This window comes from Candidatus Paracaedibacteraceae bacterium, assembly GCA_019636055.1.
GTDB lineage: Bacteria > Pseudomonadota > Alphaproteobacteria > Paracaedibacterales > Paracaedibacteraceae > Paracaedibacter.
On the sequence record JAHBYH010000003.1, the window covers coordinates 154,924 to 168,983 of the forward strand.

A 14,060-nucleotide genomic window follows, 5' to 3' on the forward strand; every position below is an offset into this window, starting at 1 on the left:
ACTATTTTTCTTTATTATTAAATATCTCTGTTGGATATCTTAGCAAAAACCAGCCTGCTCCGATCAACGGAATAGACAAGGCTTGGCCAATTGTCAGACTGCCAACAACGATTGCATCTGGTTCACGGAAAAGTTCACAGAACATTCGAGCACAGGCATAACCGATGGCGAAAATACCTGTGAGTCGGCCGGGTTTATTCCGTAAGTCTGTTTTAGTCCAGAGTAAGACAAGGATAAAAAATAAGAGTACCCCCTCAGCTGCAGCTTCATAAAGTTGGCTCGGGTGGCGTGGTAGGTCGCCGGCACGAGGGAATATCATCCCAAGAGGGGAGTCTGTCACACGTCCCCAGAGTTCTCCGTTTACGAAATTAGCGATACGACCACAAAATAAGCCAATCGGTGCGACACAGGTAATAATATCAAGGAGACTGAGTGTAGGAACATGAATACGACGCGCGTATATGAAAATGGCCACTAAAACACCAATAACACCCCCATGGAAAGACATGCCACCATTCCATGTCTTAAGAATCTCGATTGGATTGGTCCATATCAATGATGGTGCATAGAATACAACGTGACCTAAACGTCCACCAATTACAATGCCTAAGATCGCCCAAATAATGCTATCATCCAGCATTTTGGGTGTCACTTGGGTGGGGTGCTTTTTCAAAAGATACATACCAACTTGCCATGCCAAATAAATACCAACCATATAGGCAATGCCGTACCAATGCACCTTAAGAGGGCCAATTTCAAAGGCTATGGGATTAATATTTGGGAATGTAAGCATAGTACTCTCGTGGTTATTGTTTTAGCCTTTTTCTAGAGTAAAATATTTTCCCCCTAGATGCCACGGAAAACAATGTTTTTATTGCGTGGCAATCAGCTCCACTCTCAAGGGGGGATCGATTATCCCACTAAACGTCGTTTTGGTGCATCTTTCTTTTTTGTATCGAGTAAATTTCTAAAGAGGAGGCATCTTGCCTCGATTAGCTTAGCGATTTTAACGGTAATTGATGATTTTAGCGTTGGGTAAGTTTCAAAAATTTCACGGGTGATTTTTGGAAGTGAAACACAATAATCTAAGAGCATTCCTGATAGATATTTGTCGTTTATTTGGATTCGTCTTGCTAAATCAGCAATGTGATTTTGTTTTAAGGCTGAAATATGTTGAATGCCAAATAGGTAATCCAGCAAGTTCTTTGTTGTATTTTCATAGATATCTGATGACACAAATCCCGAGAGAACTGACAATTTGCATGTGTTGTTCGGCCTTAATTCAATAAGTTGTTGTTCCAAAGAAAAATCATCACATCCTGCTAATAGGCATAGGGTTATGCTGCGTAAAAGGGTTCGACAGTCTAAGGCTGGTTGCTTAGCATGAGTGCGAATTAGGTCAAAGATGCCGTCAACGGATGTTGAAAAATGACGTTTTGATCCTGCGAATTGGGATGATAGAGCTGCCTCAAAAGTTTCGTGGTGGACTTTTTGAGGCGTTGTAGATGTGTCACTTGGGGCTAATCGGTCAGGGCGATCCATAATCAGGGCTGGGATGTCGCCTAGATGGACGCGAGATATTGTTGGAACCGGAATTCCTAAATTATAAGCAAGAAGGGATACGAAAATTTCATTGCCAACAAGGTCTTCAAAATCGTACAGATCACATTTTAAAGTGTGGGTGTTATGCTCGGATGGCGTTGCTTCAAAAAATTCGCCGTTAACAATGCTCGCTTTTAATGTCGGTTGATAGTTATGGATAGACAAAAGCTTATTGTCCGGCACTGCCAAAAGTTGACTTTTGATTTGTGTTTCACAATCTGTGATATTAACTTCAGAATAGGTCGTATGCTGAGCAGGGGTAAATGAGATACCGCCAATGGGCGAGATATACTCTTGGTCTAGTGTAGCGCCGAGTGTATCTAATATAGGTTTGATTGAACGGTCAGTGTAGGTTTCGAAATCTAGTGGAAGGGCAATACTTAAAGGGACAGCCTTTGTGGACTGTACATAGCTGTCTAAGTATTTGAATTCTAGACCTTCTTCCTTTTGTTTTAAGTCGGCGGCCGGGATTCCGTTGATATAGACTTTCATTGTTCATTCCCTTTAATTTCAGGTTGTAAACTTACCCCAAGCATTTTAAGGACATGTAAAGCTTTGCCCATCTCAATTGTTGATTTGCCTTGCTCAAGTTCAACAAGAAAGCGGTTGCCTACGTCGGATAGACCTGCCAATTCAACTTGGGTGAGTTCTTGCTCTTTACGTTTAGCTTTGATAAGCCGACCAAAATCTTTGGGCGTTTTAATTTGCATCGTGAATCCTTGTGCTCACCTCTTCCGTGTGGGGGAGAGGTGATGAATGAACAACTGTAATTTTCTAAATTATAAAATTTTCTAGCCGAATTCGTCAACGAGGAACAATTTTTTCTTTTATGTTAACGGAAATGAAATGGTTGTGCCCTTATTATTATAATACATACAGAAGACAGGATGTCATTATGGATCAGGATGAAAGCCAATACGAGCGGGGATTTTTAACTGGCAAGTTACTTGTAGCTATGCCATTTCAGGAAGATCCACGTTTTTTTCAATCAGTTGTATATGTCTGCGGGCATGATGATACCGGAGCAATGGGGATAATTGTCAATAAGCCATTGTTGACAGTTGAATTTGCTGATTTGCTCGAGCAGTTGGGGATTGAACATACGCGTAAACTCGTTCCTGATTTACCAATTTACTATGGTGGTCCTGTTGAAATTGGCCGAGGATTTGTCTTGCATACTCTTGATTATTTATCAGATTCCAGTGTGATTATTGAGGGAGATTTTGCTTTGACGGCAACATTAGACGTCTTGCGCGCTTTGTCCCATAATTATGGCCCACACAACCATGTTGTGGCATTAGGATATGTTGGTTGGGGAGCAGACCAATTAGAGCAAGAGATTAATTCAAATGGATGGTTGGTTTTAGATGCAACAACAGAACTTGTGTTTGATGCAGATCATGACAGCCTGTGGCGTACAGCCATGCTATCGATTGGGATTGACCCGAATAACATGGCAATCGACTTTGGGCATGCGTGAATAGGCGGTAATCAATATTCCCAATCCATATCAAAGAGTCCTTCAGGAGGGGTAATTTTGTGCTGAGAGTAACTTTCTGGGGATTGTGTTAGTCTTTCTGGAGAAGTGTTGCTTGGTTTTGTTGATAATACTTCGTCTGAGTTGGTTCGAAGAGTAACGGGTTGCTCTATGTTGGCAAAAATAAAATTCTTCCCTCTAAAATCTGTGCCAGACAGTTCTTTTATCATATCAGATCTGAATTCTTGGGCTTCATATTCAGGCAAAGCTGTGATGATAACTGTTGTTGGCTTTTTAAAGTCTAGCTTGACCCAACTGGAAACCTGTATAAATTTTTTTGTGTTTATGCCCTGTTCTGACAATTTTACCATGGTGCCTGGTGGTAAACAGTCAAAGACTAATGCGGTTGTGTTTTCTGGGACTGCTTTAGTTAGTCCCCTAAGGAAAACGCTATGATGGGTAAATACTTCCGGAGATCTTAGGGCGGGGCAGCGACTCAATATATCATCTAAATCAGATGATGTATAGGTTGAATAGGTGCATTCCCCAATTTGAGTTGAAAAAGTTGATAGATGTGTTTGTGACAATGAATTCGTTTGGTCCGATACAAGCAGTTCAAAATATTTGCCGTTGATATTTAAGGGATTGCTGCGGCCTGGCTCGGTTGTTGCAGATTCGTCTGCTGCGTGAAGTATGGTCAAAAACAGGCATGTGATCCAAAATATTTTTTTCATGATGAGTTCCATATTTTCTTTATTACTCAAGAACTTTATTTTTTTATTCTTGTTAGGTCAAGATAATCTTATTGCAAAAATATAGTCTTAATGTGCATTAAAATTTCTTCTGGGGTGGTTGTGAATTTGTTCGAACACCATAGTTTGCTTGCAACGGCAAGAGCTTGGCCGAGTTGAGGTCCTGCTGGTATCCCTAAGGTGATTAAGTCCTGAGAGGTAATCGGTAGCGCTTTGTATTCAATGCCTTGGCCCATTTTATATAGATCGGTATTGCCATTGATTAAAAGAGCATCAAGAGTTCGATCTTTGCCTTCATTAAATATAGCATGATAGATATTATCCTTATTTAAATCATAGCGTAACTTATTAATGCGTTTGATGTACGAGAGCTGATCATTGCTGAGTCGTAAGTTATTTGGTATAGCGTAAACGGCAGCAAGATTTCGGAGAGGGGAAAGTCCTAGCTCGAGAGACCTAGAATGCTTATTAAGATTAAATAAGGTAGTTAGGTCGCAATCAGGGATAATTTGATCCAAAATCCCGCAGGATTGCATTTCTAGTAGGGTAGAGTAGGTACGGGCGTGGTTGATTATTTTTAGGAACTCTTGGGTTATTCTTTCTTTTGATAGAGTCTGTATTTTAGGGGCATGCGTCCTAAAAAGTGATTTTAGTTCTGTTGATAGGTCGTGCTTTGCGTATCGTTGTGCAAATCGGAAATATCTAAGGATTCTAAGGTAGTCTTCTTGGATGCGATCTTCGGCATTACCTATAAAACGGACAATTCCTTGCCTTAAATCATCTAGACCATTGCTATAATCGTAGATGTTACCATCAAAATCTTGGTATAGCGCATTGATTGTAAAATCCCGTCTATGGGCATCGTCTTCCCAGTTGTTCGTTGTTTCAACGGTAGCGCGACGTCCGTCTGTTGACACATCTTTTCTAAGAGTGGTGATTTCATAGGGTGTGTGATCAATAATAAGGGTGATTGTGCCGTGGGAAAGACCCGTTGGTATAACTGTGAATCCGGCGTTTTTTAGGATGTCAACGGCATCTGTGGCAGGCATTGTGCTTGCAAGGTCGTAATCGTTTATTGAGAGACCTAGGATATCGTCACGGACGCAACCACCAACAAAACGAATATCGTGTCCACGATTCTTATAAATTTGGCGAAGGTTGTTTAATTCTGGGATTTTTATGGTCATCTAATCCGACCGAGAAAGAATGGCGCGCCCAAGAAGAGTCGAACTCCTAACCTTCAGATCCGTAGTCTGACGCTCTATCCAATTGAGCTATGGGCGCGTTTTTTTCAAAACTTGATATAGCCATTTATACATAAAATCATCTGGTCTTTGCAAGATGTTTTTTGCATTTTATGGAAAAAAAATTTAATTGATTGATTGTTTGTGGTTTTGATCGAGAGGGGTGTGAATAATTATGAGTTTTAAAAAAAATATCTTCACAAGAGATAATTATTCTGATATAAAATGAGTATATCTATTGGGGTGTAGCCAAGTGGTAAGGCAGCGGGTTTTGGTCCCGCCATTCCTGGGTTCGAATCCTAGCACCCCAGCCACTAATCTTCCTTTAAAACTTCATGAATTTACCAACAACAGACGGCATTTTTGCGCCTGATGGTGCTGCATTTTGGTCATTACCATCAGCATTCGGGTCAGCATTTTCATCGTTAGCTTGTTGTCCGCCTTTTTTCTTGCCAAAATTTTGCATCATGCCCTGAATACCTCCAAGGAGTGCATTTTTCTTTTGAGCGGGGGCTGCTTGTTGTGGCGCTGCCGGAGCAGGAGCTGCAGTTGGTCCCGTTTGTTGATCTGCATTTGCGTCATCAGCCGGCGCTGTATTTTCATCAGGCGCAGCACTTCCGTCATCGGGTGGAGTCGAACTACCATCATCGGTTGGTACGGCACTTGTGTCATCAGTTGGTGCGGCTTGGGATGCATCGTCAGAGGTGGCGGCAGCTTGATCATCAGCAGGTGAGGTATCATCAGTCGGTGCTGGGGGAGCTGCAGGAATTGTGGCTTTTGGTGCGGCAGTTTTACCTTTTTTAGACTTCTTCCCCTTTTTCCCCTTTTTCCCTTTTTTATTGGTTGGGGCACTTTCTTTGTCTTCTATGATTGGGGTTCCTGGACCGTCATAGACGGCCCCTTTATCCTCCCCCGCGTTGGGGTCCTCAGGCAGGCCGCCAATGGGGGCATTGATATCATCGGGTGATGCGTCCGCCACAGGTGGGGCTGCAGGGGGTTGCGGTGGTGGCATCAGGGGTTGGCCTATCATTGGTGGGGCAGGCGGGGTATACCCCTGCGGATTTGCAGGCCCGCCAATCAAAATCATATTAAGGACACCAGGTGGTGGAAATCCATTGTAAAGGAAGTAAGCGCAGGCTTCTGCAACGCGACGGCGGTTATCTGTTCCGGGAATCATATTGACAGATGGAGGGGTGCAGAGCGTATTGAAAAACAATCTTTTGTCTGACCTAAGGGCTTTGCGACCTTCACGGAGTTGAATAATGATATGATCAACAACGGATTCAGCGCGTTTTTGTTTTTCAGGTCGTGGTTCATAGATAAAAGTTTGTACATTCATTTTATAGCGTTTTGCCCCATTGGCAATGCAATGTGATCCACGAAATTCATTGTTATCAACACAGAATGTTGCGCAAACTGATAAAAAGTTTTTAGAGGTTGTACAACCTTCGCCAAAATTACGGCGACAGACGCCATTTTCTCCGCAGAGCCCTTCTTTATCTCCTTCAAGCAGGGCTGTTTGTAAAAATCGGATGCTCTCCATTCCTTTTAGTTTGTGTTGTTGTTTGTCGGCTGGAAGTTCTTTAAAGCCGGGAATGCTTGCTCCTGGTGATGTGTCGACAGGTGCTCCCCGTGTTTCATCGGGGTCATAGGCATTTCGACCAATTTGTGTCGGCCCTGAATGCATTGCCGGGTTTGCCATTGGTTGTTGTGGAGCTCTATTTATATTGGGGGGAAAGCGTGGTGCTGAGGGTGTTGGTGGGCTAAGGTTGTCATCATCCATACCTGAAGCATCGTTTGGATTAAAGTCATCCGTTGGGGCAGGAGCGTTTAGGGGGCTTCCGGTGTCATCACCATCCGGGGTTGCATCAGACGCATCATCTATCCCATCCATATCCGAGTCCTTGCCTAATGCTCCGGGCATTGGTCCCCCTGGCATTTGTGCTGCGTATAGTGTTGATCCAAGACTCAGTAATATAAGTAATGCTCTTATCATGGGTATAGTCCTATTCCATTCTATACCATGAGTATAGGTACACTATGCTTAAAGGTTCGTTAATTTGGCGAAAATTTTATGAAAAAGGATGCAGATGGGGGATGAGTGTGATTCCGCATTCTGCAGCATCAAACTTAACCAGAATGACACCATATGTTGTGAGGGGTAATAAATAGTTAATTTCAGTATCTTCATCAGTATCTTAATTTTCTTGAATTTTTTCAGATTATCCTTAAATATAAGGTAAAGCCAATTTATGGCAAAAAACGAACTGAGTTATTATATGAATTTTCTTGATACCGGCATTACATCTGAACTTGCTCAAACAATTGCAAATCTAGGTTATGAAACCCCAACACCCGTTCAAAGCCAAGCAATTCCGCTAGCCCTGCAGGGTAAGGATATTGTTGCGTGTGCACAGACAGGGACAGGTAAAACGGCGGCTTTTTTATTGCCCACGATTGAGATTTTAAAACATTCACGCTCGCGTCATCGTATGCCATCTGCTATTATTTTAACACCAACCCGTGAACTTGCAACTCAAGTCTATGACAATTTTTTGGAATATAGTCAGGGGACAGGATTAAAAGCTATATCTATCGTTGGTGGAGAAATTATTTCAATTCAAGAACGCACATTAAAACGTGGTGTCGATATTTTGATTGCAACACCAGGACGCTTGATTGATTTGTTTGAACGTGGGAAGTTACTGTTATCTAATATTAAAGTCGTCGTTATTGATGAGGCTGATCGGATGTTGGATATGGGCTTTATGCCTGATGTTGATCGGATTTTGTCCTACTTACCCAAATTGCGCCAAACGTTACTATTTAGCGCAACGCTTCCGCCTGAGGTTAAACGGATTTCTCAGTCTTATCAGATTCAGCCGGTTGAGATCAAAGTTTCGCGATCTGCAAAGACTGCGGATACAATCGATCAGTCTATTGTTCGGCTAGAGGAGATGCAGAAACGGACAGCATTGCGGAAAGTATTGCGGAGTTTTCCATCAACAGAACCGACGGTTGTGTTTTGTAATCGCAAAAAAGATGTTGATACCCTGACCAAGTCGTTAGCGCGACATCGTTTTTCAGCCCAAGCTTTGCATGGCGATATGGATCAACGCTCTAGAAATGAAACTTTAGAGAATTTCCGCAAAGGAAATTACCGTATTCTTGTTACGACAGATGTAGCGGCCCGTGGTATTGATGTTTCAGGGATTACCTTGGTTGTTAATTTCGATGTTCCGATTCATGAGGAAGATTATGTCCACCGTATTGGTCGTACTGGGCGGGCAGGGAAAACAGGGACAGCAATTATGTTCGTGATGAAAAGCGAAGATAAGAAACTAGCGCGTATTGAGAAGTTGATTAAGCATACAGTTAAAGAGATTAAAGTTGATTTGAATGAGGTTATGGAAGAGGATGAGCCGACCGGCCCTGTTATTGGGTTTGGTCGAATCATCCCGTCCTTTATGCTTATTGATCCGCTAAAGTTTTTGGCTCGATAGTTATCTCGTCTCTTTGATGAAGAGGTGAGAGTTTTTATCGTCCTACATGATAACGCAGCAACTACTTTTGCCTTTTTTCACAGTTGTCTGTTTGCCAAGTAAGCATCCGACAAGAGGAACATATTCTTTAGATGTAAAATCTCTAGGTAAATAATTGTCTGCAATTCGGTCGGGGCTTAAATAGTTTAAGTTCATTAAAAACCGCGCTGTTTCTTCTGAGCAAAATACGGAGTCAGGTGTTCCTTCTGTATTTCCGCGAGTAACTGCCGATACCAAATCAAAAATATTCTTTTCATAAGGCATACCAATTCTGTTGAAGACATAAGGGGAGATAACGCTTGGGTCATTTCGTTCAGGCTCTGTAAATGTAAATTCTCGTTGGTCGATGCCACCGCTATAATTGAGGACGACGTCATCCCATAAATGGATTTGAACCTGTGGAGGTATTCCTCTAAGAACGTCTCCTGCTGAGCCGGTTGATTCATAAGAATATTTGATCCCATCTTGGTCTGTTAGAATCAGCCCTACATGAGACGTTTTTGACATTGTAACAGCTTTAATTGCTTTGCTGAATAGATCTGTGCCTGAGAACAAACCAACCCCCCAAAGGCTAAGTTGTTTGTCTTCAATGAGTGCTTTTTGTTTTTCAACAAAATCTTCCTGAGCTCCGCCCAGATAGGGATCACCAGCTAAACGTTGTTGTGGTACAATATCTACTTGTATTGTTTCTTGTGCATAACTTATATTAATCAATAAAGCTAATGTATAGAATAATTTCATCAAATCCTCCTGTTGTTGACTGCTAATATTAGTATATAAGAGGTAAATAAAGTCTAAATTTAACCTTTAAAAATTTGTGTAATAGTTTGTAACAAACCAATCCTTTCCATAGTGGGGGATAATTGGGTACAGTGATAATTGAGGAAACTTAACGGACGAAAAGAAATGCTAGGAACGGCAGTACTTTCATCAATGACACCTTGGGGTGAGCTGGATCATCACGATACGGCCCCTGTGACGAAACAACAAACACTTGCAAAAACCGTGCGTTGCATTGGTGTTGGGGTGCACTCGGGTGATATGGTATCCATGGCAATAAAACCTGCGGCAATTGGTTCAGGTTATGTTTTTGTTCGTACAGATTTAACTGAAAATAATCGTATTAAAGCAACGTGGGATAATGTTACTGACACAATGATGTCGACACGGATTACGAATGATCATGGTGTTAGCGTTTCAACCATTGAACATATTATTGCTGCTTTGGCAGGGTTGCATATTCATAACGCCATTATCGAAGTTAGTGCGCCTGAAGTTCCCATTATGGATGGTAGTTCTGCTGATTTTGTTTCATTAATTAAGTCAGTTGGAATTAAGCCACAAAATGCTCCGTTGAAAATTATTAAAGTTTTAAAACCGATTCAAGTTAGTCACGAAAATGGGACTGCGTTTTTGCTGCCGGCTGATGAGCGACGTTTTAGTATGGAATTTGATTTTTCAGGTCGATTGTCTGAAACAAGCTATTTGACATATTACCCTGACAATGATGATTTTGCTGAATCTCTGTCAGATAGTCGCACATTTGGTTTTTTTGAGGACGCTAAAAAACTACAAGCTGCTGGTCTTGCTCGCGGAGCATCTTTGCAGAATACTGTCGTTATCGGCGAAACCGGGGTAATGAATGATGGCGGATTGCGCCATGATGACGAGATGGTTCGCCATAAAATACTTGATGCTATTGGTGATTTGGCTTTAGCTGGTGGTGTTGTTATGGCTCATTTTGAAGGAGTCAACTCAGGGCATGGTTTAAATAATAATTTATTACGAGCTCTCTTTGCTGACCCTTCTGCTTGGATTGTGCAAACCATGGATAAGGCCTTAGTTGTCAATTAACCCATGCTTTTTAACTAAAGATCGATAGCGTAGAATAATTTGCTCTTTAGTATAATTGAAATCAATCGCGTCTTGAGTTAACCAGTCTAGAAACCCAATTTTGTTTAGGCTTAAGCCTCTACTTACCTGTTTCCATTTTAATTCAATGTGATTGGTTTGATCTTCTGTAAAATATTGTGTTTTTCGTGTATAGTATTTGTGACAATGACTCCAAATAGGAAGTTGATTGTGACATGTAAGGATTAATCCTCTAGCTTTTCCATAGCCTTTTAGGTAATCACGTTCTATATCATTGATTATTCCCCAGTACCAAAGCAGATGTCCATAGTCACGAGGAAAGAAGTCACGTGTACCAATCAATTTGACCTGTTTGTTTTTTAACCATTCATTTTGCATGATATTATTCCGTGATTTCTTCAAGGTGAAATATAGTCTCATGATTGGTAAGGCGGAGTCTGTTTGCTTCTAAAAGAACCTTTGCCAAAGACACCGGTTGATTATTGAATATGAATTCAGGGCAACCTTTTTCATATTTAATAAAAAAATTGGGCGAATTCTCGCCCAAATATCTTAAAACTTCGTCAGTTGTTGTCCAGTTGCAAGGATGTCCATTGAAAGTTTTATCCTCTAAAATACGATTAACTTTGATAACTTTGGGTTGAGATGGGCGCTTGCTGCGTCGATCGTTTAAAAGGGCGTAATTGCGTTTATGTCTTAAGCCGTGACGTGTTATGGCTTTGCTTACACTTGCTTCTGTACGACCTAACTCAATGGCAATAACTTTTTCTCGTTTGCCATTGCTATAAGCTTGACGAACATAATCTAAATCTTTCTTGAGTCCAAGGGGTCTTCATAGGCGTCTCCTATTGTTACTAACGCCCTTGAGTTAGGAATTATTCAATGAATTTAAATCCCTTAAATTACTCTTTTTTGCCCATTAATGTAAAAAATTCAATAAAAAATATTTTAAATAATTAAAGCAATTAATAATTATTACTAAAATAATTATTTGTACTTTGTTTTATTATTGTCGATGTTACTTGTTTATTTTTTTAAGATTGTCAATTGCCGGAGAATTTGGAATATTATCACCCCATGTTTTCTTTAGCTGATCATATCGACGAACCATTTGTATTAAGGTTGTTTTGTCTCGATTGCGATAAAAAGCAATAGTTATAGCCGGTACAATAAAGAAAACGCTCCAGCCAATGGCTGCGGCACATAAGATTAAGAGTAAATTGGTGTCGGTATGAATGATTTCATAGGCATATGCTAAGCTAAAGCTGTGTTGATATAAATCATTAACAAGTGGTCCTAATCCTGTTAAGTTGCAGATGCCAACACAAAATGTTTGAGAGTTATTCTTTGTCGGATCCGATATAAAGGCACCAAATGTCGGAAGCATGCCGATAAAAGATATAAGAGCTAATCCGGGGAAAAACAGCGTGACTGCTAAAATTGCAAGCATGAGTAAAGCAATTTTTTTCGTATTAATCTGAGGGGGATTGCCTGTTGATTCGGACATTATAAAGCTGCCTTTACAAAAATATATATGCCAGTTGCAATGATTGATAGTGCTGCCGAGAGTGCCATAGCATTATTTTGGCCGATACTTACTGAATAGTGGACATCACTACTTGTGGAAGTAATAATATTTTTAACGGTAGCATTGATGATATTAACCTCGTTCGTTGCAACCTTTAATCCATGAGCATCAATCTCTGTGGCCTTACGGTTATCAATAAGTTTGCTTAACTCCATAAGATTCCCGCTATCAATGATATTTTGTAGCTTGGTTTTAAGGTGGTTCTGATAATCTAGATTTTTAAAGCTATCGATCACGGATCCTGATAATTCACCAAACCATTTACAAAGACCTGTTAGTTTTTTGATCCGTTGTTTTTGTTGAAGGTCAGCTAGAAGTTGGAGCGCGCCACGGATTTTCTTTTGCTTTGAGCCGGAACTGAGGTTGTGAACCATGGATTGTTTCAGATTGCTTTCTTTTGCAAAAATAAAAGCAATAATATGTTTGTCTACAGGCAAGTCTGGTTTATTCGAGCGTTGACCAATTTCATCAAGAGCATACAACAACTCTGTTATGTTTAAGACGTTGTGGCTGCGGACAATTGGGCTTAGGCAAGCAAGATCTGCGCACATATGATACAGAGCACGTTCTACCCCACCACCAACTCCATGATATCCTAGAAATGTTTTGGCAGAAAGAACATGCCTTTCTACTTTGTTACTCATAGCTTGTTCATCTGTTGTTGGTGTTTCTGACATTAATTCAACGGACATATAGTATGGCAGAACCGAAGATAATAAGAGTGATGATATCGCTTCGACATTATCGTTTTTCAAGACGGCATTTGCAAAAGCAAGCCCAATTCCTTGAGGATTATAAAACCGACCTTGCCAAAAAAATGGTGTCTCGGGCATCATGATTTGAAAGACGCCTAAAAGACGCTCAGAACTTGATGCGTCTTTACCAAGGACAGCTTTCATATCTTCGATTTGGTGGACCCTATGATTGTCTGAAAGGCCATTCTTTAACCACATGGATAGTTCGTTTTTGTCGACCATCTCAAGGGCATTAAGGGGGGACTTTATCATCTCGGCAAATAAGGTATTAACGGTATAAATCTCGGATTTATCATTGAATGTAATAGGGCGACTTGCTCGTCGTGGTGGGTGAGTCATGGGAGAAGCTTGTCGCCCAGAAGTTAGCCATTGCCCTACCTCATAAACACCCCAGCGATGTTCTTCTACATCATGGAGCAGGCCCCGTAAGAGTTCATTCAGTCGTGATGATAGGTTGTTTTTCCCAACATAAGAGTGATATGAACCGTTCTCAATACGACTACTTAAAATGTCATGCGGATTTAGATTTTGATGCAATCCCCCTAAAGCTAAGAATGCAACAGTTGCGCCAAGTGCAAAAAGATCATTCGTTATTGAGCCTTCGCCTTTTGCAATCGGATCAATCATTGCATAGTTTATTGGCTCAAAGTATGGATGTTGATAAAATCCTGCAGGTACTGACAACGATTCACCTAAACGCACGGGGATATTTTTTTCTGGACCTGTCATGAACATATTTAAGGGGGATATATTCTGATGCGTTAGACCTTTTTGATTGAGAACATTGATAACTTCATAAACAGGCTTTACGATTTTATCGACAATAAAATCTTCATGCCACGGAGAAAAGCGGTCAGTTATAGAGTTTACAACTTTTTGCCCTTTTGGTCGCTGGAAAAAAAGGAGTGTTGATTTAGAATCTCGGCTGCTGTTGATATAGTTATTCTCAGCGTGAATTAAAGCCATCAGGCCAAGACTCGGAGAATTTTTTGAGACAGCAATATATTTGTCAGTTAAATTAACCCTTGGTGGTGGAAATGTTGATGCTTTAAGGCAAACCAATTGCAGTTCCGGTTGTCGTATGTCTCGTGCTACATAAGCCCGTACGAACTCATTCTCGAATTCCTTGACCGGTTGATCAAGGGCTATTTCAAAAAATTCTGAGACAATATACTTCGACATAAAATGCTCCACCTTACATGCTCAGAATAAAATATTTTTGTTAAAT

General features: G+C 40.8%; 13 protein-coding genes and 2 tRNA genes. 4 read left to right on the forward strand and 11 right to left on the reverse strand.

The genetic code is table 11. The features are described from left to right. Position 1: 1 nt before the first annotated feature. From lgt to KF820_06395, 3 genes are all read right to left on the reverse strand, one after another. Positions 2 to 793, reverse strand: a complete 792-nt coding sequence (gene lgt, locus KF820_06385) for a prolipoprotein diacylglyceryl transferase (protein MBX3457964.1) — start codon at positions 791 to 793, stop codon at positions 2 to 4. A gap of 119 nt (positions 794 to 912) precedes the next feature. Beyond that, entirely contained in the window at positions 913 to 2,094 is a 1,182-nt protein-coding gene (locus KF820_06390; GenBank protein ID MBX3457965.1) for a HipA domain-containing protein, read from the reverse strand. After that, positions 2,091 to 2,312, reverse strand: a complete 222-nt coding sequence (locus tag KF820_06395; protein MBX3457966.1) for a helix-turn-helix transcriptional regulator — start codon at positions 2,310 to 2,312, stop codon at positions 2,091 to 2,093. Before KF820_06395 ends, KF820_06390 begins: the two co-directional genes overlap by 4 nt. Before the next feature lie 185 nt (positions 2,313 to 2,497). On the opposite strand from KF820_06395, the gene KF820_06400 reads away from it, so the two are divergent. After that, the gene (locus KF820_06400; protein ID MBX3457967.1) at positions 2,498 to 3,082 is read left to right on the forward strand and encodes a YqgE/AlgH family protein; all 585 of its coding nucleotides are present in this window, start codon (positions 2,498 to 2,500) and stop codon (positions 3,080 to 3,082) included. A gap of 11 nt (positions 3,083 to 3,093) precedes the next feature. Here KF820_06400 and KF820_06405 read toward each other — a convergent pair whose 3' ends face one another. The 3 genes from KF820_06405 to KF820_06415 all read right to left on the reverse strand — a co-directional run bounded on the left by KF820_06405 (position 3,094) and on the right by KF820_06415 (position 5,115). Next, positions 3,094 to 3,813, reverse strand: coding sequence for a hypothetical protein (locus KF820_06405; GenBank protein ID MBX3457968.1), 720 nt, complete (start codon positions 3,811 to 3,813; stop codon positions 3,094 to 3,096). 68 nt (positions 3,814 to 3,881) lie between these two features. Further along, on the reverse strand, positions 3,882 to 5,018 hold the full coding sequence (locus KF820_06410; GenBank protein MBX3457969.1) for a CCA tRNA nucleotidyltransferase: 1,137 nt from the start codon (positions 5,016 to 5,018) through the stop codon (positions 3,882 to 3,884). A 20-nt stretch (positions 5,019 to 5,038) separates the two neighbouring features. Then, positions 5,039 to 5,115 (reverse strand) — tRNA-Arg (locus KF820_06415). A 199-nt stretch (positions 5,116 to 5,314) separates the two neighbouring features. Here KF820_06415 and KF820_06420 point away from each other — a divergent pair. Continuing rightward, a tRNA-Gln gene (locus tag KF820_06420) sits at positions 5,315 to 5,389 on the forward strand. Positions 5,390 to 5,400: 11 nt separating this feature from the next. On the opposite strand, the gene KF820_06425 is transcribed toward KF820_06420, so the two are convergent. Further along, complete coding sequence (locus KF820_06425) at positions 5,401 to 7,071, reverse strand: hypothetical protein (GenBank protein MBX3457970.1); 1,671 nt, start codon at positions 7,069 to 7,071, stop codon at positions 5,401 to 5,403. A 283-nt stretch (positions 7,072 to 7,354) separates the two neighbouring features. On the opposite strand from KF820_06425, the gene KF820_06430 reads away from it, so the two are divergent. Further along, positions 7,355 to 8,578 (forward strand): DEAD/DEAH box helicase, encoded by a 1,224-nt coding sequence (locus tag KF820_06430; protein ID MBX3457971.1) that lies wholly within the window; start codon positions 7,355 to 7,357, stop codon positions 8,576 to 8,578. Between the two features lie 42 nt (positions 8,579 to 8,620). Here the strand turns inward: KF820_06430 and KF820_06435 are convergent, their stop codons facing one another. Beyond that, on the reverse strand, positions 8,621 to 9,358 hold the full coding sequence (locus KF820_06435) for a hypothetical protein (GenBank protein ID MBX3457972.1): 738 nt from the start codon (positions 9,356 to 9,358) through the stop codon (positions 8,621 to 8,623). A 165-nt stretch (positions 9,359 to 9,523) separates the two neighbouring features. On the opposite strand from KF820_06435, the gene lpxC reads away from it, so the two are divergent. Continuing rightward, positions 9,524 to 10,471, forward strand: a complete 948-nt coding sequence (gene lpxC / locus KF820_06440; protein MBX3457973.1) for a UDP-3-O-[3-hydroxymyristoyl] N-acetylglucosamine deacetylase — start codon at positions 9,524 to 9,526, stop codon at positions 10,469 to 10,471. Here the strand turns inward: lpxC and KF820_06445 are convergent. From KF820_06445 to KF820_06455, 3 genes are all read right to left on the reverse strand, one after another. Further along, positions 10,457 to 10,867: a hypothetical protein gene (locus tag KF820_06445; protein MBX3457974.1), complete on the reverse strand. Its 411-nt coding sequence runs from the start codon at positions 10,865 to 10,867 to the stop codon at positions 10,457 to 10,459. The genes lpxC and KF820_06445 overlap by 15 nt on opposite strands. Positions 10,868 to 11,507: 640 nt before the next feature. Then, on the reverse strand, positions 11,508 to 11,996 hold the full coding sequence (locus KF820_06450; GenBank protein ID MBX3457975.1) for a hypothetical protein: 489 nt from the start codon (positions 11,994 to 11,996) through the stop codon (positions 11,508 to 11,510). Beyond that, the gene (locus tag KF820_06455; GenBank protein ID MBX3457976.1) at positions 11,996 to 14,014 is read right to left on the reverse strand and encodes a hypothetical protein; all 2,019 of its coding nucleotides are present in this window, start codon (positions 14,012 to 14,014) and stop codon (positions 11,996 to 11,998) included. Before KF820_06455 ends, KF820_06450 begins: the two co-directional genes overlap by 1 nt. Positions 14,015 to 14,060 lie beyond the last annotated feature (46 nt).

Excerpts from the sequence above, each read along its gene's own strand:
- KF820_06435 (MBX3457972.1), bottom strand. The coding sequence starts at position 9,358 with ATGAAATTATTCTATACATTAGCTTTATTGATTAATATAAGTTATGCA.
- KF820_06445 (MBX3457974.1), bottom strand. The coding sequence starts at position 10,867 with ATGCAAAATGAATGGTTAAAAAACAAACAGGTCAAATTGATTGGTACA.
- lpxC (MBX3457973.1), top strand. The coding sequence starts at position 9,524 with ATGCTAGGAACGGCAGTACTTTCATCAATGACACCTTGGGGTGAGCTG.
- KF820_06430 (MBX3457971.1), top strand. The coding sequence starts at position 7,355 with ATGAATTTTCTTGATACCGGCATTACATCTGAACTTGCTCAAACAATT.
- KF820_06400 (MBX3457967.1), top strand. The coding sequence starts at position 2,498 with ATGGATCAGGATGAAAGCCAATACGAGCGGGGATTTTTAACTGGCAAG.
- KF820_06455 (MBX3457976.1), bottom strand. The coding sequence starts at position 14,014 with ATGTCGAAGTATATTGTCTCAGAATTTTTTGAAATAGCCCTTGATCAA.
- KF820_06395 (MBX3457966.1), bottom strand. The coding sequence starts at position 2,312 with ATGCAAATTAAAACGCCCAAAGATTTTGGTCGGCTTATCAAAGCTAAA.
- lgt (MBX3457964.1), bottom strand. The coding sequence starts at position 793 with ATGCTTACATTCCCAAATATTAATCCCATAGCCTTTGAAATTGGCCCT.
- KF820_06450 (MBX3457975.1), bottom strand. The coding sequence starts at position 11,996 with ATGTCCGAATCAACAGGCAATCCCCCTCAGATTAATACGAAAAAAATT.
- KF820_06390 (MBX3457965.1), bottom strand. The coding sequence starts at position 2,094 with ATGAAAGTCTATATCAACGGAATCCCGGCCGCCGACTTAAAACAAAAG.
- KF820_06410 (MBX3457969.1), bottom strand. The coding sequence starts at position 5,018 with ATGACCATAAAAATCCCAGAATTAAACAACCTTCGCCAAATTTATAAG.
- KF820_06425 (MBX3457970.1), bottom strand. The coding sequence starts at position 7,071 with ATGATAAGAGCATTACTTATATTACTGAGTCTTGGATCAACACTATAC.
- KF820_06405 (MBX3457968.1), bottom strand. The coding sequence starts at position 3,813 with ATGAAAAAAATATTTTGGATCACATGCCTGTTTTTGACCATACTTCAC.